General features: G+C 71.5%; 25 protein-coding genes. 12 read left to right on the top strand and 13 right to left on the bottom strand.

Annotation, left to right across the window (positions count from 1 at the left end; translation table 11 throughout):
• Positions 1-15 precede the first annotated feature (15 nt).
• Both ACFYTT_RS19800 and ACFYTT_RS19795 read left to right on the top strand, forming a co-directional pair.
• Positions 16-831: an AzlC family ABC transporter permease gene (locus ACFYTT_RS19800; RefSeq protein WP_387260938.1), complete on the top strand. Its 816-nt coding sequence runs from the start codon at positions 16-18 to the stop codon at positions 829-831.
• Entirely contained in the window at positions 825-1,133 is a 309-nt protein-coding gene (locus tag ACFYTT_RS19795) for an AzlD domain-containing protein (RefSeq protein WP_176094924.1), read from the top strand. The genes ACFYTT_RS19800 and ACFYTT_RS19795 overlap by 7 nt, the downstream gene beginning before the upstream one ends.
• 55 nt (positions 1,134-1,188) lie before the next feature.
• Here ACFYTT_RS19795 and ACFYTT_RS19790 read toward each other — a convergent pair whose 3' ends face one another.
• From ACFYTT_RS19790 to nadA, 3 genes are all read right to left on the bottom strand, one after another.
• Complete coding sequence (locus tag ACFYTT_RS19790; RefSeq protein ID WP_131056104.1) at positions 1,189-1,791, bottom strand: DUF3043 domain-containing protein; 603 nt, start codon at positions 1,789-1,791, stop codon at positions 1,189-1,191.
• Between the two features lie 73 nt (positions 1,792-1,864).
• Positions 1,865-3,220, bottom strand: a complete 1,356-nt coding sequence (murA, locus tag ACFYTT_RS19785; RefSeq protein ID WP_131056102.1) for a UDP-N-acetylglucosamine 1-carboxyvinyltransferase — start codon at positions 3,218-3,220, stop codon at positions 1,865-1,867.
• Positions 3,221-3,431: 211 nt separating this feature from the next.
• Positions 3,432-4,607 carry a quinolinate synthase NadA gene (gene nadA / locus ACFYTT_RS19780; protein ID WP_176094922.1) on the bottom strand — a complete coding sequence of 392 codons (1,176 nt, stop codon included), beginning with the start codon at positions 4,605-4,607 and terminating at the stop codon, positions 3,432-3,434.
• A gap of 68 nt (positions 4,608-4,675) precedes the next feature.
• On the opposite strand from nadA, the gene ACFYTT_RS19775 reads away from it, so the two are divergent.
• From ACFYTT_RS19775 to ACFYTT_RS19765, 3 genes are all read left to right on the top strand, one after another.
• Positions 4,676-5,815 (top strand): glycerate kinase, encoded by a 1,140-nt coding sequence (locus ACFYTT_RS19775; protein ID WP_131056098.1) that lies wholly within the window; start codon positions 4,676-4,678, stop codon positions 5,813-5,815.
• A gap of 184 nt (positions 5,816-5,999) precedes the next feature.
• Complete coding sequence (erpA, locus tag ACFYTT_RS19770; protein ID WP_131056096.1) at positions 6,000-6,368, top strand: iron-sulfur cluster insertion protein ErpA; 369 nt, start codon at positions 6,000-6,002, stop codon at positions 6,366-6,368.
• A gap of 316 nt (positions 6,369-6,684) precedes the next feature.
• A complete protein-coding gene (locus ACFYTT_RS19765; protein WP_131057788.1) occupies positions 6,685-7,662 on the top strand; it encodes a carbohydrate kinase family protein in 978 nt (325 codons plus the stop codon).
• A gap of 175 nt (positions 7,663-7,837) precedes the next feature.
• On the opposite strand, the gene ACFYTT_RS19760 is transcribed toward ACFYTT_RS19765, so the two are convergent.
• Entirely contained in the window at positions 7,838-8,062 is a 225-nt protein-coding gene (locus ACFYTT_RS19760) for a sulfurtransferase TusA family protein (protein ID WP_131057789.1), read from the bottom strand.
• Complete coding sequence (locus ACFYTT_RS19755; protein ID WP_176094918.1) at positions 8,059-9,210, bottom strand: cysteine desulfurase family protein; 1,152 nt, start codon at positions 9,208-9,210, stop codon at positions 8,059-8,061. The genes ACFYTT_RS19760 and ACFYTT_RS19755 overlap by 4 nt, the downstream gene beginning before the upstream one ends.
• A gap of 195 nt (positions 9,211-9,405) precedes the next feature.
• Between ACFYTT_RS19755 and coxB the strand changes: the two genes are divergently transcribed.
• Entirely contained in the window at positions 9,406-10,377 is a 972-nt protein-coding gene (gene coxB, locus ACFYTT_RS19750) for a cytochrome c oxidase subunit II (protein ID WP_131055531.1), read from the top strand.
• Positions 10,378-10,388: 11 nt separating this feature from the next.
• Positions 10,389-10,817 (top strand): cytochrome c oxidase subunit 4, encoded by a 429-nt coding sequence (locus tag ACFYTT_RS19745; protein WP_387260929.1) that lies wholly within the window; start codon positions 10,389-10,391, stop codon positions 10,815-10,817.
• Positions 10,818-10,921: 104 nt separating this feature from the next.
• Here ACFYTT_RS19745 and ACFYTT_RS19740 read toward each other — a convergent pair whose 3' ends face one another.
• The 4 genes from ACFYTT_RS19740 to ACFYTT_RS19725 all read right to left on the bottom strand — a co-directional run bounded on the left by ACFYTT_RS19740 (position 10,922) and on the right by ACFYTT_RS19725 (position 13,891).
• The gene (locus tag ACFYTT_RS19740; RefSeq protein WP_131055535.1) at positions 10,922-11,125 is read right to left on the bottom strand and encodes a hypothetical protein; all 204 of its coding nucleotides are present in this window, start codon (positions 11,123-11,125) and stop codon (positions 10,922-10,924) included.
• Between the two features lie 116 nt (positions 11,126-11,241).
• Positions 11,242-12,285, bottom strand: coding sequence for an anthranilate phosphoribosyltransferase (gene trpD / locus ACFYTT_RS19735; protein WP_387260926.1), 1,044 nt, complete (start codon positions 12,283-12,285; stop codon positions 11,242-11,244).
• A gap of 88 nt (positions 12,286-12,373) precedes the next feature.
• Positions 12,374-12,769 carry a hypothetical protein gene (locus tag ACFYTT_RS19730; RefSeq protein WP_131055539.1) on the bottom strand — a complete coding sequence of 132 codons (396 nt, stop codon included), beginning with the start codon at positions 12,767-12,769 and terminating at the stop codon, positions 12,374-12,376.
• A gap of 171 nt (positions 12,770-12,940) precedes the next feature.
• Positions 12,941-13,891, bottom strand: coding sequence for a cytochrome c oxidase assembly protein (locus tag ACFYTT_RS19725; RefSeq protein WP_236145928.1), 951 nt, complete (start codon positions 13,889-13,891; stop codon positions 12,941-12,943).
• 171 nt (positions 13,892-14,062) lie between these two features.
• On the opposite strand from ACFYTT_RS19725, the gene ACFYTT_RS19720 reads away from it, so the two are divergent.
• The 5 genes from ACFYTT_RS19720 to ACFYTT_RS19700 all read left to right on the top strand — a co-directional run bounded on the left by ACFYTT_RS19720 (position 14,063) and on the right by ACFYTT_RS19700 (position 19,141).
• Entirely contained in the window at positions 14,063-14,662 is a 600-nt protein-coding gene (locus ACFYTT_RS19720; protein ID WP_162854382.1) for a heme-copper oxidase subunit III, read from the top strand.
• A gap of 72 nt (positions 14,663-14,734) precedes the next feature.
• Positions 14,735-15,571, top strand: a complete 837-nt coding sequence (locus ACFYTT_RS19715; RefSeq protein WP_176094914.1) for a cytochrome c — start codon at positions 14,735-14,737, stop codon at positions 15,569-15,571.
• Positions 15,568-16,665 carry a ubiquinol-cytochrome c reductase iron-sulfur subunit gene (locus ACFYTT_RS19710; protein WP_131054108.1) on the top strand — a complete coding sequence of 366 codons (1,098 nt, stop codon included), beginning with the start codon at positions 15,568-15,570 and terminating at the stop codon, positions 16,663-16,665. The genes ACFYTT_RS19715 and ACFYTT_RS19710 overlap by 4 nt, the downstream gene beginning before the upstream one ends.
• Positions 16,662-18,287 carry a ubiquinol-cytochrome c reductase cytochrome b subunit gene (locus ACFYTT_RS19705; protein ID WP_131054107.1) on the top strand — a complete coding sequence of 542 codons (1,626 nt, stop codon included), beginning with the start codon at positions 16,662-16,664 and terminating at the stop codon, positions 18,285-18,287. Before ACFYTT_RS19710 ends, ACFYTT_RS19705 begins: the two co-directional genes overlap by 4 nt.
• A 167-nt stretch (positions 18,288-18,454) precedes the next feature.
• Positions 18,455-19,141: a DUF4142 domain-containing protein gene (locus tag ACFYTT_RS19700; protein ID WP_176094913.1), complete on the top strand. Its 687-nt coding sequence runs from the start codon at positions 18,455-18,457 to the stop codon at positions 19,139-19,141.
• Positions 19,142-19,401: 260 nt separating this feature from the next.
• Here the strand turns inward: ACFYTT_RS19700 and ACFYTT_RS19695 are convergent, their stop codons facing one another.
• The 4 genes from ACFYTT_RS19695 to ACFYTT_RS19680 all read right to left on the bottom strand — a co-directional run bounded on the left by ACFYTT_RS19695 (position 19,402) and on the right by ACFYTT_RS19680 (position 23,087).
• Complete coding sequence (locus tag ACFYTT_RS19695; RefSeq protein WP_131054105.1) at positions 19,402-19,689, bottom strand: Lrp/AsnC family transcriptional regulator; 288 nt, start codon at positions 19,687-19,689, stop codon at positions 19,402-19,404.
• Positions 19,690-19,837: 148 nt separating this feature from the next.
• On the bottom strand, positions 19,838-20,713 hold the full coding sequence (locus ACFYTT_RS19690; protein ID WP_387260918.1) for a sugar phosphate nucleotidyltransferase: 876 nt from the start codon (positions 20,711-20,713) through the stop codon (positions 19,838-19,840).
• Positions 20,710-21,252, bottom strand: a complete 543-nt coding sequence (locus tag ACFYTT_RS19685; protein ID WP_131054104.1) for an NUDIX hydrolase — start codon at positions 21,250-21,252, stop codon at positions 20,710-20,712. The genes ACFYTT_RS19690 and ACFYTT_RS19685 overlap by 4 nt, the downstream gene beginning before the upstream one ends.
• A 53-nt stretch (positions 21,253-21,305) precedes the next feature.
• Positions 21,306-23,087: a bifunctional (p)ppGpp synthetase/guanosine-3',5'-bis(diphosphate) 3'-pyrophosphohydrolase gene (locus ACFYTT_RS19680; RefSeq protein WP_131054103.1), complete on the bottom strand. Its 1,782-nt coding sequence runs from the start codon at positions 23,085-23,087 to the stop codon at positions 21,306-21,308.
• Positions 23,088-23,183 lie beyond the last annotated feature (96 nt).

The following is a 23,183-nucleotide window of genomic DNA, read 5'->3' as shown; positions in this document are numbered from 1 at the left end:
TCATCATGATGAACCATGCGTACGCCAGAACGAACGCCGGGGGCGGGCGTACTCCGGGACGTCGCCGCCATCGCGGCGGCGATGGTCGCCGTGGGCGCCTCGTTCGGCGCGGTCGCCGTGGCCGCCGGGATCCCCGGCTGGGCCGCCGTGACGATGTCGGTGCTGGTGTACGCGGGCGGCGCGCAGTTCATGGCAGTCGGGTTGCTGGCCGCCGGCAGCCCGGTCGCCGCCGTCCTCGCCGGACTGCTGCTCAACGCCCGGCATCTGCCGTTCGGGCTGACCCTCGGTGACACGATCGGCCGTCGGCTGCGGCACCGCCTGCTCGGCAGCCACCTGATGACCGACGAGGCGACCGCGTTCACCCTGGCCCGGCCGCCCGGTGCCGACCGTCGCCGGGCGTTCTGGCTCGCCGGTGTGCTGCTCTTCCTGGCCTGGAACGCCGGCACCGTGCTCGGTGTGCTGGCTGGCGGGGTGGCCGGTGATCCGGCCGCGCTCGGACTGGACGCGGCCTTCCCCGCCGGCCTGATCGCCCTGCTGCTGCCCAGCCTGCGTGACCCCGAGACCCGGCGGATGGCGCTGGCCGGTGCCCTGGTGGCGGTACTCACCACACCGCTGCTCCCCGCCGGCCTGCCGGTGCTGCTCGCGCTGGCCGGGCCGGGGCTGCTGGCCGTCCGGCGCATCCGGGCACGCCCGACACCGGGCGACGCACCGGAGATGACCGCGCCGGGAACCACTCCGCCGGAGATCACGCCACCGAGGGCTGCGCCACCAGGGGCTGCCGCGGGGACCGATCCGGTGCCGGCCGGGCGAGGGGAGAAGGAGCCGTGCTGATCGCGGCGATCGTGGCGCTGGCCGTCGGGACGTACGCCTTCCGGGTCGCCGGGGTGCTGCTGCGGGACCGGCTCGACCTGCCGGCGTGGGCGCGGCAGTTGCTGCCGGTCGGCGCGGCGGCGCTGCTGGCGGCGCTGGCGGCCACCGCGGCGCTGACCGAGGCGGGCGGGTTCGCCGGCTGGGCCCGCCCGGCCGGGGTGTTGGTCGGGGTGGCGCTGGCCTGGCGGCGTGCGCCGTTCGTGGTGGTGGTCCTCGCCGCCGCCGGCACCGCCGCGGTGCTGCGCCTGCTCGGCGTGCCGTGACCGGTGCCGGCCGAAGGCCGGAGCGGTCGCCGTCGTGCGACGGCGACCCGACCGATCAGACCGGGTCGCCGAGGGCGACGCGGGGCTCGGGGGTACGCAGCTTGCGGAAGGTGATCGACCGCATGATCGCGTAGAAGTAGAGCGAGCCCATCCGCTGCTCGGTGCGGGGGAAGCGCTCCCGGACCAGTTTCTTGATCTTGCGCGAGATGAGGACGGAGTCGATCACCACGCCAAGCGCCAGCGCGCCCCAGAGCAGGTTGGAGGCGAGCCGGATCGCCGGGGGCATCGCCTGGTTGGAGCCGATCAGCACGACCAGCGCGCCGCCGAAGAACCAGGTGCCGACGGTACGCCGGGAGTCGACCACGTTGCGGGCGAGCAGCCGCTCCGGCCCCCGGTCACGGGGACCGCCCTCGCGCCGGAACTCCGCCGACGCCTCGGCCCGTCGCTGACGACGCAGCGCCTTGGCCTCGTCCTTGCTCAGCGCCTTGGTCGCGCCCGCCGGCCGACGGCCGGTGGTGGGCCGTTTGGGCGTCTCCCGTCCCTTGCTCGGCGTGTAACCACGCGCACGAGTGGACTCCGACTCCTCCTCGGCCGGGGTCTCCGGCTCGGTGGCGGGATCGGCGAGGTCGGCGGACTTACGACGAAACAGCGACGGCACGCGGCAAGGGTAGCCAACGACACGAGCCCGGTGCACATCGCGGTGCACCGGGCTCGTACGGAGGTGGTCGGGGTCAGGGGCGCTCGACGTGCGCGCCGAGGTCGGCGAGCTTCGCCTCGAAGTCCTCGTAGCCCCGGTTGATCAGGTCGACGCCGTACACCCGGGAGGTGCCCTCGGCGGCCAGCGCGGCGATCAGGTGGCTGAAACCGGCGCGCAGGTCGGGGATGACCAGGTCGGCGGCGTGCAGTTTGCTCGGCCCGGCGATCACCGCAGAGTGCTTGAAGTTGCGCCGGCCGAAGCGGCAGGGGGTGCCGCCCAGGCAGTCCCGGTAGACCTGGATGTTCGCGCCCATCGTGTTGAGCGCCTCGGTGTAGCCCAGCCGCTGCTCGTAGACCGTCTCGTGGACGATCGACAGGCCCCGCGCCTGGGTCAGCGCCACCACCAGGGGCTGCTGCCAGTCGGTCATGAAGCCCGGGTGCACGTCGGTCTCCAGGGCCACCGCGTTCAGCTCGCCGCCCGGGTGCCAGAACCGGATGCCGCCCTCCTGGCCCGGGTTCCCCAGCTTGGGCGGCCGGACGTCGGTCACCTCGTACTCGCCGCCGACCGAGCGGAAGACGTTCAGGAAGGTCATCATGTCGGCCTGCTCGGCACCGAGCACCTCGACGTGGCCCCGGGTGGCCAGGGCCGCCGCGGCCCAGCTCGCCGCCTCGATCCGGTCCGGGATCGGCCGGTGGGTGTAGCCGTGCAGCCGGGGCACACCCTGGATCTCGATGACCCGGTCGGTGTGCACCTTGATGATCGCGCCCATCTTCTGCAGGATGCAGATCAGGTCGATGATCTCCGGCTCGACGGCGGCGTTGCGCAGCTCGGTGACGCCCTCGGCCATCACGGCCGTGAGCAGCACCTGCTCGGTCGCGCCGACGCTCGGGTAGGGCAACGAGAACTTGGTGCCGTGCAGGCCGTTCGGGGCGGAGAGGTGCAGCCCCTCGGGCGTCTTGTCGACGGTGGCGCCGAACTCCCGCAGCGCCTGCAGGTGGAAGTCGATCGGCCGGGGCCCGATGTGGCAGCCACCCAGGTCCGGGATGAAGGCGTGTCCGAGGCGGTGCAGCAGCGGCCCGCAGAACAGGATCGGGATCCGGCTGGATCCGGCGTGCACGTTGATCTGGTCGGTGCTGGCGCTCTCCACGTTGGCCGGGTCGAAGACCAGCTCACCGTCCTCGAGGCCGTCGGTGACCTTGACGCCGTGCAGCCCGAGCAGGCCCCGGACGACCTCCACGTCGCGAATCTTGGGCACGTCGAACAACCGGCTCGGGCTGTCGCCGAGCAGGGCGGCGACCATCGCCTTGGAAACCAGGTTCTTCGCACCGCGCACGCGGATCCGCCCTTCGAGCGGGGTGCCTCCGTGTACGACCAGGACGTCGTCGGTCAACGCAACCTCCAGCGCGTGCGTGCTGCCGTGTCGATGTGGGTCACCGCGGGTCGCTACCCACGGCGCGGTCGCGGCCAAACGCACGCGCCCGCGTTCTCGTCCGCCCGGCAGCATAGCCCTCTGTGATGAGAATGGATCCGGTCACACTACCCCTGGGGGCATTTATCGGTGATCCGGCACTTTTGTGTGCGGCAATGGTTGCCGAGAGTGATCAGGCGCCGGGTAGCGCGAGCATCTGGTCCAGCGCCACCCGCGCGTGGTGCGCGGTGTCGGCGTCGACGGTGATCCGGTTGACCACCCGGCCGGCGACCAGCTCTTCCAGTGCCCACACCAGGTGCGGCAGATCGATGCGGTTCATCGTCGAGCAGTAACAGACGGCCTTGTCCAGGAACATGATCTGCTTGTCCGGGTGCGCCAGCGCGAGTCGGCGGACAAGGTTCAGCTCGGTGCCGACCGCCCATGCCGAACCGGCCGGAGCCGCCTCGATCGTACGGATGATGTACTCCGTCGAACCGACCAGGTCGGCCGCGTTGACCACCTCGTGCCGGCACTCCGGGTGCACCAGCACGTTCACGCCGGGCACCCGCTCGCGGACGTCGTTGACGCTGTCGAGGGTGAACCGGCCGTGCACCGAACAGTGCCCCCGCCACAGGATCATCCGCGCGTCGCGCAGCTGCTCGGGCGTCAGCCCACCGCCCGGCTTGTGCGGGTCGTAGAGCACGCAGTCGTCCAGCGAGAAGCCCATCTCCAGCACCGCCGTGTTGCGGCCCAGGTGCTGGTCGGGCAGGAAGAGCACCTTCTCGCCCTGCTGGTACGCCCACTCCAGGGCCCGCTTGGCGTTCGACGAGGTGCAGACCACCCCGCCGTTGCGGCCGACGAAGCCCTTGATGTCGGCCGACGAGTTCATGTAGGTCACCGGGACGGTCCGGGCCGCGATGCCCAGCTCGGTCAGGACGTCCCACGCGCTCTCGACCTGCGGCAGCGCGGCCATGTCCGCCATCGAGCAGCCGGCCGCCAGGTCCGGCAGGATCACCTGCTGCGCCTTCGAGGTGAGGATGTCGGCGCTCTCGGCCATGAAGTGCACGCCGCAGAAGACGATGTACTCCGCGTCCGGCCGGGCGGCGGCCTCGCGAGCCAGCTTGAACGAGTCACCGGTCACGTCGGCGAACTGGATCACCTCGTCGCGCTGGTAGTGGTGGCCCAGTACGAAGACCCGGTCACCGAGCGCGGCCTTGGCCGCCGCCGCCCGGGACACCAGATCGGGGTCGCTCGGTGCCGGCAGGTCACCCGGACACTCGACGCCACGCTCGGTGGCGGGATCGCTGCCACGGCCGAGAAGCAGCAGCGCAGTCGCGGTGTTGGAGGGCTCAGTCCAGGTCGACGTCACGCTGACCATGGTCCCACAGCATGACCAGCGCGCCGCCTGTGCCGGTGTGGGCTGCCACACTGCCAGGCATGCGCGTACTGCTCTGTCCGGACAAGTTCGCCGGCACGCTGCCGGCACCCGAGGTCGCCGCCGCGGTGGCCGACGGCTGGCGGGAGGTCGCACCCGGGGACGATCTGCTGGTCAGGCCGCTGGCCGACGGCGGGCCGGGCTTCCTCGACGTGCTCGCCGGCGCGCTGTCGGGACGGCGGGTGCCGGTGTCGACGACCGACCCGTTGGGCCGTGCGGTCGCCGGTGAGATCCTGCTCACCGACGACGGCGCGACCGCCTGGCTGGAGAGCGCCCAGGCGTGCGGACTGCACCTGCTCGACCCGGCCGAACGGGACCCCAGGGCCACCACGTCGTACGGGTTGGGTCAGCTGATCTCCGCCGCGGTCGAGGCGGGCGCCCGGACGGTGGTCGTCGGGCTGGGCGGCTCCGGCACCAACGACGGCGGCGCCGGGATGATCACCGCATTGGGTGCGGTCCCGCTGGACGACACCGGGAACGTCCTGCCGTACGGCGGTGCCGCGCTGGCCGCCGTCGCCACCCTCGACGGGGCGCCCCGGCTGCGCGACGCCCGCCTGATCGCCGCCACCGACGTCGACAACCCGCTGCTCGGGCTGCACGGCGCGAGCAACGTCTTCGGGCCGCAGAAGGGTGCCGACCGCGCCGACGTGCTGCTGCTCGACGCCGCGCTCGGACGCTGGGCCGAGGTGCTCGAACACGACCTGCCGGGCTGCCCGAGCGGGCTCGGCGCGCTGCCCGGCGGAGGCGCGGCCGGAGGCATCGGTGCCGCGCTGCTCGCCCTGGGCGGGCGGTGCGAGTCCGGCATCGGACTGGTCAGCCGGGCGATCGGGTTGGAGAGCGTGCTCGACGAGGTCGACCTGGTGGTCACCGGCGAGGGCAAGTTCGACCACCAGTCGCTGCGCGGCAAGGTGGTGGCCGGGGTGGCGGGCGCCGCGCGCGACCGGGGCGTACCCTGCGTCGTGCTCGCCGGCCAGGTCAGCACCGGTCGGCGCGAGGCGGCGTCGGTCGGCGTGACCGACGCGTACAGCCTGGTGGAGCACTTCGGCGGCGAGGAGCGCGGCGGGCTGGCGGCGGCGATGGAGCGTCCGGCCGAGGGGTTGCGGGAGCTCGGCTCCCGACTGGCCCGGCAGTGGAGCCGCTGACCGCAGGTCGTCCCCGGACCGCCCCGCTGTCCGGCGTGCGTCGGAGGGGCCGGTCACGCTGCCGGGTCACCCGGCCGTCGGCGGCCTACAATCAGAAGCTGGACCGCTGTGGGAATCGCTGACCGGCGAACGACGTTGGCCAGGGGAAGACCACTTCTTCGAACGCGCGCAGGGAGAATTCCACGTGACCACGCCAGCGCAGACCGAGTCGACCGAGGCCCAGGCCCCCACGTCCGTCGTCCTCACCGACGTCGCGGCGCAGAAGGTCAAGGCCCTGATCGAGCAGGAGGGCCGCGACGACCTGCGGCTCCGCGTCGCCGTGCAGCCGGGTGGCTGCTCCGGCCTGCGGTATCAGCTCTTCTTCGACGAGCGTTCGCTCGACGGTGACGTCGTCACCGACTACGACGGTGTCGAGGTGGTCGTCGACCGGATGAGCGCCCCCTACCTGACCGGCGCCACCATCGACTTCGCCGACCGGATCGACGCCCAGGGCTTCACCATCGACAACCCCAACGCAGGCAACTCCTGCGCCTGCGGCGACTCCTTCAGCTGAGTCTCCGACCTCCGACGGCGGAACGGCCCCCCGGGCCGTTCCGCCGTCGCGCATTCCCCCTCTCTCCCCGCCCCGCCCTGTCTGAGTTGATCAAGAGGTTTGGTCGCCCGGGAGGCGGTCGGGAGGGCGAAAACCTCTTGATCGACAACGCGGTCGGTGCGGGTACGGGAGTGTGGTTGGTGGGTTGGCCGGGGGCGGGATGGTTTGGGGTGGTGGGTGGGTAAGTGGGCGGTGGGGGAGGTTGAGCGGGCTGGTCGCTCGGCGAGCGTGGGGCCGGTAGGCTGACCGCGCCCTGATCCCGACCCCGAGGGTTGACATGAAGATCGCCGTGACCGGCTCGATCGCCACCGACCACCTGATGAGCTTCCCGGGCCGGTTCGCCGACCAGCTCATCGCCGACCAGCTGCACAAGGTCTCGCTCTCCTTCCTGGTGGACGACCTGGTGCTGCGCCGGGGCGGCGTGGCGGCGAACATCGCGTTCGGCATGGGGCAGCTCGGCCTGCGCCCCGTACTGCTCGGGGCCGTCGGCGCCGACTTCGCCGACTACCGCTCCTGGCTGGAGCGGCACGGGGTGGACTGCGACTCGGTGCACGTCAGCGAGGTGGCGCACACCGCCCGCTTCGTCTGCACCACCGACACGGACATGTGCCAGATCGCCTCCTTCTACGCCGGCGCGATGAGCGAGGCGCGCAACATCGAGCTGCACCCCGTCGCGCAGCGGCTCGGTGGGCTGGACCTGGTCCTGGTCGGTGCCAACGACCCGGCGGCCATGCTGCGCCACTCCGCCGAGTGCCGTGAGCGCGGATACCGGTTCGCCGCCGACCCGTCCCAGCAACTCGCCCGGATGGAGGGCGAGGACGTGGTGTCGCTCATCGACGGCGCCGAGTACCTGATGACCAACGACTACGAGAAGTCGCTGCTGCAGAGCAAGGCCGGACTGAGCGACGCGCAGCTGCTGGATCGGGTCCGGATCCGGGTCACCACGCTGGGCAAGGACGGGGTGGAGATCGCCGGGCGCGACTTCGCGCCGATCCACGTGCCGATCGCCCGTGAGGCCCAGGCGATCGACCCCACCGGCGTCGGCGACGGCTTCCGTGCCGGTTTCTTCACCGCGCTCTCCTGGGGCGTCGGGCTGGAGCGCGCCGCGCAGGTCGGCTCGCTGCTGGCCGCCCTGGTGCTGGAGACGGTCGGCACCCAGGAGTACCAGGTGCGCCGCGACCTGTTCGTCAAGCGCCTCGCCGAGTCGTACGGCGACGAGGCCTCCGACGAGGTCCGCCCCCACCTGCTGCCCTGACCTCCGCACCGTCACGGTGTCTCGGCTCTCGATCCCGAGCGGTTCCGCTACGGCGGACGGGATCGAGAGCCGATCGTCGTCTACACGAGGTTCAGGTGTTAGCAGGGGACCCCGGCTATGCACGAGGCGTTAATAAGGTGCCCTTCCTTTCACAGCGGCCGGTGGATGCCGCCTTTCACGCGGAGCGGCGGACGTCGTAGCCGGGGCCGGGGGCGGCACCGAGGAACTCCTGCTGGCGCATCCGGCACCAGGCCGGGATGTCCACCGCCGCCGCCGGATCGTCGGCGAGCACCCGGATCACCGCGCCGACCGGCAGGGACGGCAGTCGGCGGGCCAGCGCGATCACCGGCAGCGGGCACCGCTGACCGAGACAGTCGAGCACCTCGTCGGGGGTCGTCACAGCCCCACCACCCCCGCCTCGGCCCGCAGGTCGGCCACGATCTGCGGCAACTCGGTGAGGAAGCGGTCCACGTCCGCCTCGGTGGTGCCCCGGTGCAGTGAGACACGGACGTTGCCGTGCGACAGCACCCCCATCGCCTCCAGCACGTGCGACGGGCGCAACGTCGACGAGGTGCAGGACGAGCCCGACGACACCGCGAAGCCCCGCCGGTCCAGCGCGTGCAGCAGCGCCTCGCCGTCGACGTAGAGACAGGAGAAGGTGACCAGGTGCGGCAGCCGGCGCACCGGATCGCCGACCACCTCCACGTCCGGCACGTCGGCCGCCACGCGGGCCCGGATCCGGTCCACCAGCGGCGTCAGCCGGGCCGCCTCGACGTCGGCGTCGGCCGCCGCCGCGCGCAGGCTCGCCGCCGCCGCGACGACCGCCGGCAGGTTGACCGTGCCGGGCGTACGCCCCGACTCGTGCTCGTCCGACGGCCACGGCGACTCCCAGCGGGTGCCCTTGCGGACCACCAGCAGCCCGACGCCCGGCGGACCGCCCCACTTGCGGGCACTCGCGGTCAACACCGACCAGCCGGCCGGCACCGGTACCCGCCCCACGACCTGGGCGGCGTCGACGTACAACGGCACCCCGGCCTCGGCGCAGGCCACTGCCGCCTCCTCGACCGGCTGCACGGTGCCCACCTCGTGACTGGCGGCGATCAGCGCGGCCAGCGCCACCTCGGGCCGTGCCACCGCCGCCGACCAGGCCACCGGGTCCAGCCGGCCGGACCGGTCGACCGGCACCTCGCTCGCGGTGCCGCCCCGCGCCACGTGCTGCTCGGCCGCGTGCAGCACCGCCGAGTGCTCGATCGCCGAGTGCACCAGCCCCGCCCCGACACGTCGACGACCGGCCAGGCCGCCCAGCACGGCCGCGTGCGCCGCGCTCGTACCGCTGGGGGTGAAGGAGAGCTCGTCGGGGCGTACGCCGAGGGTGTCCGCCGTCGCCTCGCGGGCGGCGTCGAGCAGTTGGCGTGCGCGGCGGGCCTGGGTGTAGAGCCGATCCGGGTCGGCCCAACCGTCGTCGAGGGCGGCCAGCAGCGCCTGCCGGGCGACCGGATGCAGCGGCGCGGCGGTGGCCGCGTCCAGGTAGACCGGGGAAGGAATCACGTCTGCCCACGCTATCGCCTCGGTCGACGCAAGATCCCCCGTCCAGGGCGGAGAGTGACCCCAACCGGGTCGAGCCCGTCATGGTCGAGTAATCTGCGACCGTCGGTGACGCCTTTGCCGCTGGTGTGGTGGTTCCGCTCGGCGGAGCCGGCCCGACCGAGGAAGCACCGCGGCGCGCTAGGGAGGCAGGACCAGGTGGTCGCAAGGAGTTCGGAGGTACGGCCGACGGCCGTACGGCGCAGCGCATCCCCAGGAGCCGTCGGGCGTCGGGGGCGTCGCGCCGGGCGTCTTGCCGGGCTCGGCTTCGGTGGGGCGGCGCTGCTGGTCCTGCTCACGGGTTGTGACGTCGGTGCGGCGTTCGGCGGCTTCGGCTGGCCCCAGGGCGGCATCACGCCGGAATCCCGGCGGATGTACGACCTGTGGATCGCCTCGTGCATCGCCGCGCTGGTGGTCGGCGTCTTCGTCTGGGGCCTGATCTTCTGGTGCGTGGTGCGTTACCGCAAGCGCGGCAACGAGCTGCCCGTGCAGACCCGCTACAACCTGCCGATGGAGTTCCTCTACACCATCGCGCCGGTGCTGGTCGTGGCCGTGCTCTTCTACTACACCGCGGTCGTGCAGACCGACGTGGTGAAGACCACGAACAACCCCGACGTCACCGTCGAGGTGGTCGCCTTCAAGTGGAACTGGCAGTTCAACTACCGCGACGGCCAGGGTGTGGACGCCGAGACCACCGCCTCGGTGCTGGGCACCAGCGAGGTCATCCCGATCCTGGTGCTGCCGAGCAACCGGTCCATCCGGTTCGAGGAGACCAGCCGCGATGTCATCCACTCCTTCTGGGTGCCGGAGATGCTGTTCAAGCGGGACGTGATGCCGGGCAGCATCCGTAACGTCTTCGAGGTCTCCTCGCTGGAGTCCGAGGGCGCGTACGTGGGCCGCTGCGCCGAGCTGTGCGGCAGCTACCACGCCTTCATGAACTTCGAGCTGCGGGTCGTCTCGCCGGAGAACTTCGACCGGTTCCTCGCCGCCAAGCAGGACGGGGCTTCGACCCAGGACGCGCTGACCGCCATCGGCGAGGAGCCGTACGCGATCACCACGAAGCCGTTCGAGACGCGCCGTACCCAGGACAACTTCAACCAGGCCAACACCACGGCCGGCGCGGGAAGCTGAGGTAACGCCGGATGAAGACCGAGTGGCGCATCTTCCTCATCATCGCCGCGTTCCTGCTCTTCGCGACCGCCCTCTACGGCGGCTGGACGTTCGCCGACTCGGGCGGTCGGGTCGAGTGGATCGGCACCGTGGCCCTGCTGCTGTCGTTCCTGCTCTGCTCGATGTGCGGCGGCTTCTTCTGGTTCGTCTCCCGCCGGATCGACCTGCGTCCCGAGGACCGTCCCGACGGTGAGATCGCCGACGGCGCGGGCGAGATCGGCTTCTTCAGCCCCGGCAGCTACTGGCCGTTCGGGCTGGCCCTGGCCGCCGCCGTCGCCGGCCTCGGCCTGGTGTTCTGGCAGCTCTGGCTGCTGGTCGCCGGCATGCTCGCAGTGGTCCTCGCCACCTGCGGCCTGCTGTTCGAGTACTACAGCGGCACCCGACGCACCGCCGAGCACTGACCGGCACAGCGACCTGGTGAAAGCCCGCCTCCCTCAGGGAGGCGGGCTTTCCCGTGTCCGTGTCCGGGGTCGGCCACGTCGGGCGGGGTGACGTGGGTGGGGTGTCAGGCGGCGTGGCGTGGGTGCAGCGCCCGGCGGGCGGGCGGCGTGGCCCGCGAGAGCGAGGCGTAGGGGGCGACGAAGATCGCCGTGCCGCATCCGGTGCAGAGGAGTTCGGGACAGTCGGGGCCGTGACCATCGGCACAGGGCGGCATCTCGAAGGCCCGCATGCCGTCGCAGGTCTCACAGTGCAGCTCACGTACCAACATGGGGCGTCTCCTCCCGCGCGTGCCGGCCGGCGGTCGTGTGGGGAACTACTCGACTGTAGTTTTCCACGGCCGTCCGACGTTTCCGCACTCGGCCGACCGGCCTGGACGGGGTCGGGTCAGGCGGTGGCGACCTCGATCCAGCGGTCGAGCGTACGGGCGGCGTCGCCGGAGTCGATCGACTCGGCGGCCCGGTCCAGGCCGGCGCGCAGGGCGTCGGTCAGGTCGCCGTCCAGCGGACCCTGGGTGGCCAGGGCGGCGGCGGCGTTGACCAGCACGGCGTCGCGTACCGGCCCGGGTTCGCCGGCGAGCAGCCGACGGGCCACGTCGGCGTTGTAGGCGGCGTCACCGCCGCGCAGGTCGCTGAGGGTGGCCCGGGGTACCCCGAGCTCCGTGGCGTCCACCACGGTCTCCCTGACGGTGCCGTTCTGCGCGATCCAGAAGCGGGTGGGTGCGGCGGTGGTGAACTCGTCGAGGCCGTCCTCGCCGCGCATCACGATCACCGAGTCGCCCCGGGCGGCGAAGACGGTGGCCATCACCGGTGCCATGGACGAGTCGAAGCAGCCGACCGCACCGGCGCGGGGACGGGCCGGGTTGGTGAGCGGGCCGAGGAAGTTGAAGGCGGTGGGTACGCCCAACTCGCGGCGTACCGGGCCGGCGTGCCGCATGCCGGGGTGGAAGCGGGCGGCGAAGCAGAAGCCGATACCGGCCTGCTCGACGCAGCGGGCCACCCCCTCCGGACCGAGGTCCAGCGGGATGCCGAGGAACTCCAGCAGGTCCGCGGTGCCGCAGGAGGAGGAGGCGGCCCGGTTGCCGTGCTTGACGACGCGGACGCCCGTTCCGGCGACCACCAGGGCGGTCATCGTGGAGATGTTCACGGTGTGCGCCAGGTCGCCACCGGTGCCGACCACGTCCAGCGCGGTGGCGCGTACCTCCTCGGGCAGATCGACCGGGACGGCCTGGCCGAGCATCGCCTCCACCAGCCCGGTCACCTCGGCCGGTGTCTCGCCCTTGGCGCGCAGCGCCACGGCGAAACCGGCGATCTGGGCCGGCGCGGCCGAGCCGGACATGATCTCGCCCATCGCCCAGGCGGTGTCGGCGGCGGAGAGTTCCTCGCCGCGCAGCAGCGCGGTGAGCAGGTGTGGCCAGGTCCGATCGCCCATGACGGGCCTCCCGAGCAGACGAGTGCGGGTGGGACGGGACCGGCGCCGGCTCGCCCGGCGCCGTGGCGGTGCCGGAGTCGGGCGTGCGTCAGGCGGGGGCGTGCGTCCGCAGGACCTCGGCCACCGTGGCGGCGGTGGTCACCGGGTCGAGCGGGTGGACCAGGGTGGCGTCGACCTCGGCGTACGCGGCCAGCCAGCGGTCGGCGGCACGGGCGATCACCACGCAGGTCGGCGGGGAGTTCTCGTAGTCGTCCTTGATCTGCCGGGCGATGCCGAGACCGCCACCGGGGCTGGCCTCACCGTCGAGCAGCATCAGGTCGATCTCGAAGTCGTCGACCACGCGGACGCACTCGGCGTAGGTGGACGCCTCGACGAACTCGACGCGCAGGTCGGACGCCGGGCGGGTGCCCACGGCGAGCCGCATCCTGTCCCGCACCTGCGGGTCGTCGCTGTAGAGCAGGACGGTGCACAGACGCTCACTCATGCCGACACTCCGCTTCGCTCCGTGCCGTCCGCTGGCACCACCGCACCGAGTCCGATGACTCGCTCGCGCTCGCTCATGGTCAGACTTGCTCCCACCTCGTAGCTGCGCCGCCGATCGTACCGGTCGTGCCGACCTCCGGGACACGCCGCCCCGCGCGCCCCGCCGCCCGGCTCAGGTGGGGGAGCCGGCGGCGGTCTCCGCCGCACGTTGGCGGGCCTCCTGGCGGTCCAGTTCGCGGTCGACCCGGCGGGCCTCCCGTTCGGCCGAGCGCATCCACTGCACCACCAGGACGCCGAGCATCGTCACGCTGACGAACTCGCCGCCGGCCCAGAGGATGCCTCCGGCGAGCACCTGGTCGTCCCACGGGTCGGCCCAGGCCAGTCCGAGCGAGGGGTACCAGTCGCCACCGAACAGGGTGCTGCTCTGCATGACGGTCAGTCCGAGCACGGTGTGGAACGGCACCGACAGCAGCATCAGCAGGGCCCGGCCCGGGTACGGCCAGCGTCCGGGCAGCGGGTCCAGGCCGACCAGCGGCCAGAAGAAGAGGCAGCCGGTCATGATGAAGTGGGCGTGCACCACCTCGTGCGCCCAGACGTTCTCCAGGGTGTAGCGGTACAGGTCGGTGAAGTACAGCGCGAACGGGTTCACCACGAAGATGGCGAACGCCACCAGCGGGAACGTCCAGATCCGTACGACCCTGCTGTGCAGCACCGCCAGGAGGCGCTTGCGGGGGCGGGTCGGCAGCGTACGCAGGGCCAGCGTCACCGGCGCGCCCAGCGCCAGGAAGATCGGCGCGATCATGGAGAGCACCATGTGCTGCACCATGTGCACCGACAGCAGCGTGGTGTCGTACGCGTGCAGTCCGCTGACCGTGACCGAGGCGATGCCGCCCAGGCCGGGCCCGAGGAAGAAGACCGTCCGGGCGATCGGCCAGCGGTCCCCGCGCAGCCGCAGCCGGTGCACTCCGTAGAGGTAGAGGGCGGCGGCGACGACCAGGACGACGGCGAGCCAGTTGTCCAGCCTGGCCTCGGTGACCACGGCGGTGATCTGGAAGGGCGGCGGGCCGGCGTCGGCCGCGAGCCACCCGGCGCCACCCGTCACCGGGGCCGTCGCCGGGCTGATCGCGCCCGCCGTCAGCTGCGGCGCGGCCGATACGGCCAGCGTGATCGGGTCGGTTTCCAGCACGCCAATCAGCCTAGGTCAGGCGAACCGGACGGTACCGATCGGGCCACTCGGACCACGGGTTTCACCCCCCGCTGATCGCCGGCCGTGGTCAACGGCAATAATGACCGCGTGACTGCGGCCCCAGCCATTGACAAGAGCCGGATCCACTCTCTGACGCGGCCCAACATGGTCAGCGTCGGGACGATCGTCTGGCTCTCCAGCGAGCTCATGTTCTTCGCGGCGCTGTTCGCCATGTACTTCTCCATCCGCGCGGCGGCGCCGGAGCAGTGGGCGATGCACACCGAGGTCCTGAACATCCCGTACGCGACGACGTTCACGACGATCCTGGTGCTGTCCTCGGTGACCTGCCAGATCGGCGTGTTCGCCGCCGAGCGGGGTGACGTGCACGCGCTGCGGCGCTGGTTCACGATCACCTTCGTGATGGGCCTGATCTTCCTGCTCGGCCAGCTCAACGAGTACCGGGAGCTGGTCCACCACGGCATCAAGATCAACGCGGACGGCTACGGGTCGATGTTCTACCTGACCACCGGCTTCCACGGCCTGCACGTGGCGGGAGGTCTGGTCGCCTTCGTGATCTTTATGATCCGCACCACCATGGGCCGGTTCACGCCGGCCCAGGCCACCTCGGCGATCGTCGTGTCGTACTACTGGCACTTCGTCGACGTGGTCTGGATCGGGCTCTACGCCATGATCTACTGGCTTCAGTGATCTTGGCGTGTCTCGCGCCGTGCCGTTGCTCCACCCCCTGAGACAAGGTCCAACCGGTTAAGGACACAGGTCATGACTTCTGACAACGACCGCCGACGCGGCCTGCTCGCGCGGCTGCGCGGGCGGCCCGTGGCGCCCAGCAGGGGCCGCCGTCGGCTGGGTGCCGCGGTCCGGCTGGTCGCCGCGCTGATGCTGGCCGGCGGCGCCTACACCGTCCTCGCCCCGAGCGCGTCGGCGCAGGAAAACCCGCCGCTGAGCAGCGCCGCCGCGGACGGCAGGGCGCTGTTCGACGTGAGCTGTGTGACCTGCCACGGTCGCAACGCGCAGGGTGTCGAGGGGCGCGGGCCGAGCCTCATCGGCGTCGGCGGGGCCTCGGTCGAGTTCCAGGTCAGCTCGGGCCGGATGCCGATGGCCCGGCAGGAGGCCCAGGCGGCCCGCAAGCCCGCGGTGTTCACCCCGGACGAGATCGACCAGCTCGCCGCGTACGTCCAGGAGCTCGGTGGCGGCCCGGTCGTGCCGGCCGGCGACAACCTGCACTCCGACGGCAACATCGCGGTCGGCGGCGAGCTGTACCGGATCAACTGCTCGCAGTGCCACGCCTTCAGCGGCGGCGGCGGCGCCCTCTCCTCCGGCAAGTACGCACCGAGCCTCGCGCCCGCCACCGACCGGCAGATCTACGCCGCGATGCTGAGCGGCCCGCAGAACATGCCGGTCTTCGGTGACAACCAGATCACGCCGGAGCAGAAGGCCGACATCATCGCCTACATCCAGCAGACGCTGAAGTCGGACGGTGACCCGGGCGGGTTCAACCTGGGCCGGTACGGACCCTCCACCGAGGGCGTCGCGATCTTCCTGATCGGCATCGTCGCACTCGTCTTCGCCAGCCTGTGGATTGCGGGCAAGTCGTGACCGAGCGAACCAGCACCCACACCGAGCAGCCAGCCCACGCGGGCCGAGAGACGGTGGACGTGAACGACCCGGCACTGAGCCGGTTCGACATCGTCCGCGAGGGCGCCCGTCGGGACGACATCGAGATCGTCCACTACGAGGAGCAGGTCGCGCCGGGCAGCAAGGCCGAGCGCCGGCTGGTCCGTACGGTCGCCGGGATGTTCCTGGTCACCGGCCTGGCCGCGACGGCCTTCCTGGCGGTCTACATCTGGTGGCCCTGGGAGTACCAGCCGGGCCGTGGCGGGGACAAGTACTTCACCCCGCTGCTCGGCACGACCCTCGGCATCGCCCTGCTGGGCATCGGCTTCGGCATCCTGACCTGGGGCAAGAAGCTGCTGCCCAAGGAGGTGTCGATCCAGGACCGGCACGAGGGCGTGGTGGCCAGCGAGGACCGGACGATCACCGGGCAGACCATGCTCTACATGGCCGACGAGCTCGGCGTGAAGCGCCGCCCGCTGCTCGGCATGTCGCTGCTGGCCGGTCTGGTGCCGGTCGGTGCGGTCGCCGCGGCGCCGCTGGTCGGTGGCCTGATCTCCGACCCGCACGAGAACGACCAGATGATGACCACCGGCTTCGCCCCGCAGGACGGCCAGAAGATCCGCCTGGTCCGTGAGGACGGCCGGCCGATCCGCCCCGCCGACATCAGCGCCGGCGGCCAGATCACCGTCTTCCCGGGGATCGAGCACGGGGTCAGCAACCTGCACGCCGACTCGCCCACCCTGCTGATCCACCTGCGGGACGCCGACGCCGAGACCTCGCGCCGCAACAACGAGCGCGAGGGCCACGGCGACTACATGTGGGGCAACTACGCCGCCTACTCGAAGATCTGCACGCACGCCGGCTGCCCGGCGAGCCTCTACGAGCAGCAGACGAACCGCCTGCTCTGCCCGTGTCACCAGTCGCAGTTCCTGATCACCGACAACGCCAAGCCCATCTTCGGTCCGGCCAGCCGGCGGCTGCCGCAGTTGCCGATCGAGGTGGACTCCGAGGGCTACTTCGTGGCGACGTCCGATTACACCGAACCCGTCGGGCCCGACTTCTGGGAGCGGCCGTGAAGCGGCGCAAGTTTGACGTAGCAGCGGTTCCGGGCAACACCGCCCGGGCGGTCGACGACCGCTTCCAGGTGGCCACCCCCCTGCGCAAGCTGCTCAACAAGGTCTTCCCGGACCACTGGTCGTTCCTGCTGGGCGAGATCGCGCTCTTCTCGTTCATCGTCCTGCTGCTGACCGGTGTCTTCCTGACCTTCTTCTTCGAGCCGACGATGACCGAGGTCATCTACAACGGCAGCTACGCCCCGCTGCGGGGTACGCCGATGTCGGCCGCGTACGCCTCGACGCTGGACATCTCGTTCGACGTCCGGGGCGGCCTGATCATGCGGCAGATGCACCACTGGGCCGCGCTGCTGTTCATGGCGGCGATCGTGGTGCACATGCTCCGGATCTTCTTCACCGGTGCGTTCCGCAAGCCGCGTGAGACCAACTGGATCATCGGTTCGCTGCTGTTCTGGGTGGGCTTCCTGGCCGGCTTCACCGGCTACTCGCTTCCGGACGACGGCCTCTCCGGCACCGGTCTGCGGATCGCCTCGGCGATCATGCTCTCCATCCCGGTGATCGGCACCTGGGTCACCGCCGCGGTCTTCGACGGCGAGTTCCCCGGCACGATCATCATCAGCCGGTTCTTCATCGCCCACGTGCTGCTCATCCCGGGTCTGCTGGTCGCGTTGATCAGCGTCCACCTCGGGTTGGTCTTCAAGCAGAAGCACACCCAGTGGCCGGGTCCGGGCCGGACGAACAACAACGTCGTGGGCGAGCGGATGTTCCCCCGGTACGCGATCAAGCAGGGCGGCTTCTTCATGGTCGTCTTCGGCGTGATCGCGCTGATGGGTGGCCTGATCCAGATCAACCCGCTCTGGCTGTTCGGCCCGTACGAGGCGTGGGTGGTCTCGGCGGCCAGCCAGCCCGACTGGTACGTGATGTTCCTGGACGGCTCGACGCGGTTGATGCCGGACTGGGAGATCAACATACCCATCGGCGACGGGTACGTGATTCCACCGCTGTTCTGGCCGACGGTGGTGCTACCGGGCATCCTGGTCGGGCTCTCCACGCTCTATCCGTTCATGGAGGCCCGCTACCTGAAGGACTACCGGAGCCACAACCTGCTCCAGCGTCCCCGCGACGTGCCGTTCCGGACCGGCCTGGGCGCCATGGCCATCACGTTCTACGTGATCCTGACGCTCTCCGGCGCGAACGACGTCATCGCCGACAAGTTCCACATCAGCCTGAACGCGATGACCTGGGCGGGCCGGATCGGTCTGCTGCTCCTTCCGCCGCTGGCGTACTACGTGACCTACCGGATCTGCCTCGGTCTGCAACAGCACGACCGGGAGGTCCTGGCCCACGGTGTGGAGACCGGCATCATCCGGCGCCTGCCGGACGGTCGGTTCGTCGAGGTGCACCAGCCGCTGACCGCACCGGACGAGCACGGACACACCGAGCTGGACTACGCGGGCTGGGTGGTGCCGAAGAAGATGAACCGGCTCGGTGCGCTCGGGCCGGCGATCCGGGGCTTCTTCTACCCGATCGAGAAGCCGGCGGAGGCGCCGGTGTCGCCGGGTCACCCGCCCGTCGAGCCGCGCGCGGAGCGCGAGGAGATCGGCAGCGGCGAGTCCCGCCGCTGAGTTCCGTCACCGCGTGACGTGGCGCCCGCCGGAGAGATCCGGCGGGCGCCACGCCCGTTGTGGGCCTTCCACCCCGCCGCCGGAGCTTCCCGCCCGTCGTCGGATCGCAGGAATAACCCCGGCCAGCCGGGTATCCGTGCGGTCCAACGTCTCAACGGGGAGGAAGCATGTTGGGTATCAAACGCCTCGGCCTGCTGGCCGCACTGGTGCTGGTGGGTGTCGCGCCCGCTGCGGCAGCGCAGGCGGCGGCGCAGCCTTCGGAACAGGACACGCAGTACCTGCAGGCGGTGCACCAGGTCAACCTGTACGAGATCGCCGCAGGTGAGCTGGCTCAGCAGAAGGCCGAGAACGAGCAGGTCAAGGAGCTGGCGCAGCAGTTCGTCACGGACCACACCGAGCTGGACCAGTCGGTGCAGGACGTGGCCGGGCAGCTCAACGTCCAGTTGCCGAACGAGCCCACCCCTGATCAGCGGACGGCTCTCGACCAGCTGAACAACGCCAGTGGTGAGGAGTTCGACCGGCTCTGGGTGACCCAGGGTCTGGCCGGTCACCTGCAGGCCATCCAGGCGACCCAGACGGAGATCTCGCAGGGCACCGAGCCGCAGGTGGTCCAGCTCGCGCAGACCGCGCTGCCGGTGCTGCAGGCGCACTACGACGCCCTGGTGACGCTGGCCGAGGAACTGGGCATCCCAGTCCCGCAGACCAGCGCCAGCGGTACGCCGGGCCCGGGTGGCACGGTGCCGGCTCCGGGTGGCACCACCCCGGCTCCGGGCGTCACCGAGGAGACCCCGGGTGGCACCACCGAGTCCCCGGCGCCGGGTGTCACCGAGGTCCCGGTGCCGCAGGAGAGCTGATCCGGCGGTGAACGCGGCGAGCCGGTCCGTCCTCCAGGATGGACCGGCTCGTCCCGTCGTGGCAGGAAGCGGACCGCTCGGCTGAGGACTCCAGCTAGTTCTCTGTCCGGCCTTTGCTCTGCTTCAACCGACGCACTGCTTTTCGGCGCGAACCGTTGCGTGGGTTGAAGCAGAGCAAAGGGGCCGCGCAGGACCTCGGTCTCCCCAGCGCGAAGGGCCGCGAAGCACCTCGGCGCCGGGACCGGCAGCGTGGTGGCGCGTCAGTCGGTGGCGCCCAGGCCGATCGCGAACGCCTCCTCCAGGTCGTGCCGGGAGTACGCGCGGAACGCGATGTGCGACTCGGTGTTGAGCACTCCGGGCACCTTGGAGATGCTGCCGGCGATGATCTGCGCGATCTCCTCGAACTGGCGGACCCGGACCATGGCGATCAGGTCGACGTGTCCGGCCACCGAGTAGACCTCGCTGACCCCGGGCAGGTCGGCCAGCGCCTCGGCCACCTCGGGGATCGAGTCGGTGGCGCAGTCGATCAGGACGATCGCGGTGATCACGGCAGGTCTCTCCGTTCGTCGGCGTCGCTGCCCATGCTATGGCCTGCCTGCCGGACCCGCCCCGGAGTACCGCTGCCGCACGCTCCGATCGGGCGGACAGACCCGACCGATCCGACCGGCCCCGGGGAAGGAACCGGAGGAAGCAGGGTCAGGCAGCCGGGACGGTGAGGCCGGTGGCGGTGCGGATCACCTCGTGCAGGCGTTCACCGGCGTCGACGGTGGCGCCCGGCCAGACGACGCTGCGGGTCACCTCGCCGGCCACGGTGGCACCCGCGCCGACCACGCTGCGGTGGCAGCCGCCGGTGACGGATGCGGTCGGGTCGACCAGGCTGTCGTCGCCGGCGGCGTGCAGGTTGGCGGCGAGGTAGTCGGCCGGGGTGCCGGTGTCGACGAAGGTTCCCGGGTAGGGGACCACCGTCAGCCGGCCGTCGGCCTCGGCCGGTCGCCAGACCGCGCGGACCAGGTCGCCGAAGACCGGCGGCAGGTCCCGGACCAGCCGCCAGGGGAGCAGCGAGAAGCCGGTGAAGACGTGGCCGTCGAAGGTGCCCGGCGCGGTGGGGTCCGGCGCGGGTCGGCCGAGCAGGCGTACGGAGTCACCGTCCCAGTCGTGCAGCAGCGCGGCGATGTCCGGCCCGGGTGGTGCGGCCGGATCGGCCAGGTACGCGTCGGCGTTGCCGACCAGGACGCCCCGCCCGGCGATCCAGTCCCGCAGCCGGCCCACCCCACCGGCGGTGCCGAGCGGACCGTCGGGCTCGACGGAGAGGTGGGCGCGCGTACCGACCTGCTCGACGACCTGCTCGCCGAGATAGCTGGCGTTGACGGCGACCGTCTCCGGCCCGGTCAGGCCGAGACCGGCGAGCCGGGCCAGGGCCCGGTCGAGCAGCGGTACGTTGCCCACCGGGCAGAGCGCCTTGGGCACCCGCTCGGTCAGCGGGCGCAGCCGGGTGCCCTCGCCGGCGGCGAGCACCACCGCGCAGATCCCGCCCGCCGGTGCGCCGGTCGGACCGGCGTCCGGGCCGCTCACGGCGCGGTGTCGGGGAGTGGGGGCGGGAACCGGTCGGTCAGCGGGCCGATGCCGTAGTAGGCGAGCAGCCGGGCGGTGGGCCAGGTCAGCTTGGGCAGGTCGTCCAGCGGATGCCAGACGGCCTCGAAGACCTCCGCCCCGTCCACCTCCAGCGCGGTGGTCGACGCCGGCACCTCGGCGGTGAAGACCATGTCGACCCAGCCCTTGGCGTGCACGATCGCGTTCGGTGTGGCCGGGGTCAGCCGGGCCGGGGCGAGTCGGACGCCGGTCTCCTCGTGCAGTTCGCGGGCCGCACCCACCGCCGGGTTCTCGCCGCGTTGCAGCAGACCGGCGGGCAGCGTCCACCCGCGCCCCGGTGGCTGGCGGAGCAGCAGCAGCCGACCGGCACCGTCGGCCTCGCTGTCGCGCAGCAGTGTGACGGCGCCGACGATGTACTTGGGTACCGCCATCCGGACCAGTTGACGACGTACCGGCAGGGGCAGCCGGTAGAAGACCTGGTACGCGACGGCGCGTGCGGCGCGGCGCGAGCGGGGGATCATGGTTCCAGGCTAGTGGCCGTACGCCGGGCGCGCGTCGCGGGACGGCCGGCCGGTCACTGCCGGTGGTCGACCAGGTCGATGAGCTGGCGTACCACGGTGTCCGGTTCGATCACCCGGTCGAAGACCGCGACCAGCAGGGTCTCCAGGTCCGGGTAGCCGAGTTCCTCGGAGAGCCGCAGCAGCGGCAGGTCGCTGGCCAGGCCCCGGTTGTGCTGACGCAGGGCCAGCCCGATGGTGGCCCGGCCGAGGCGCACCTTGTCGCTGATCGAGATGCCGGGCTCGCTGTGGTCGGCGAACCACCGGTTGATCTGCATCTGCGCGTGCGGCGACTTGACGAAGCCGAGCCATTCCCGGCGGGGGCCGCGCGGGGCGACCTCGGCGTCCAGGCCGCTCTCCGCGTCGGTCTCGGTGAAGATCTCGACCACGTCGCCCTCCTCCAGCTCGGAGGAGAGCGGCACCAGCCGGCCGTTGATCCGGGCGGCCAGGCACCGGTCACCCCGGTCGGTGCCGAGTTCGTACGCCAGGTCGACCGGGGTGGCCCCGCCCGGCAGCACGACCTGTCGGCCCTCGGCGACCACCTGGATCTGCGCCTCGGACAGGTCGCAGCGCAGCGACTGGAGGAACTGCGCCGGGTCGGCGGCGTCCTGCTCCCAGTTGAGCACCCGGCGCAGCCAGTCGAGCTGCTCGGCGCGGGCACCACCGGAGCGCGGGAAGCGGAAGTCGGCCACCACGCCGTACTCGGCGGACCGGTGCATCTCCTCGGTGCGGATCAGCACCTCGACGGTGCGGTTCTTGGGGCCGCAGACGGTGGTGTGCAGGGAGCGGTACAGATTGTTCTTCGGCGAGGCTATGAAGTCCTTGAACCGGCCCGGCACCGGGCGCCACAGCCCGTGGATCGCGCCGAGGGCGGCGTAACAGTCGGTGGCCGGGCCGTCCACCACGACGGTGATCCGGGGCAGGTCGTACGGGACGGTGTGCCCGCCGGACACGGTGTCCTTCCAGATCGAGTAGAGGTGGCGGGGGCGAGGGGCCACCGTGGCGTCGACCCGGCCCCGGCGCAACGCCACCCGGGACTGGGTCACCACCTCGGCGAGGTAGCTGTCCCATCCGGGGCGGTCGTGCACGTGCCGGGCGATGCGGGAGTGCTCGTCCGGCTCCAGGTGCAGCAGCACCACGTCGTCCAGCTCCCGTTTCAGGGTCTGGATGCCGAGCCGGTCGCAGAGGGGTACCAGCACCTCCTGCGTCTTACGGGCGATCCGCTCCCGCGAGGCGGCCGAGCGTACGCCCAGGGTCCGCATGTTGTGCAGGCGGTCGGCGAGCTTGATGACCAGCACCCGGACGTCCTTGCCGGCTGCGATGATCATCTTGCGGATGGTCTCCGCCTCGGCGGCCTTGCCGTAGAACGCCTTGTCGAACTTGGTCACCCCGTCGACCAGATGCGCCACCTCGTGGCCGAAGTCCTCGGCCAGCGCCTGCAACGTGTAGCGGGTGTCCTCCACCGTGTCGTGCAGCAGCGCCGCGACCAGGGTGGTGGTGTCCATGCCCAGGTCGGCGCAGATCTCGGCGACCGCGAGCGGGTGCGTGATGAACGGCTCCCCGCTCTTGCGGAACTGCCCCCGGTGCATGTTCTCCGCGATGGTGTACGCCCGGCGCAGCACGGCCGGGTCGGTGCCGGTGTGGATGGCACGGTGGGTGCGGACCAGATGGCCGACCGGCTCGGCCTCGGCGGTGGGCCAGGTCAGCAGTGAGCGGAGCCTACGGGCCAGGGGCAGCTCACCCGGCTGTGTCGGGAGCGCACCGCCCAGGGCTCCGCCATGTCCGGCGTCGACGTCCACCTGGGACACCCCCTGACGCCCACCCCGCGAGTGCCGGAGACCGGCAACCGGGAGCAGACCCTCGAAACGGGCAGGAATGCACTTCCTTAACAGAGT

This window comes from Micromonospora sp. NPDC003816, assembly GCF_042874705.1.
Taxonomy (GTDB): domain Bacteria; phylum Actinomycetota; class Actinomycetes; order Mycobacteriales; family Micromonosporaceae; genus Micromonospora.
This window is presented reverse-complemented; position numbering and strand designations above follow the sequence as displayed.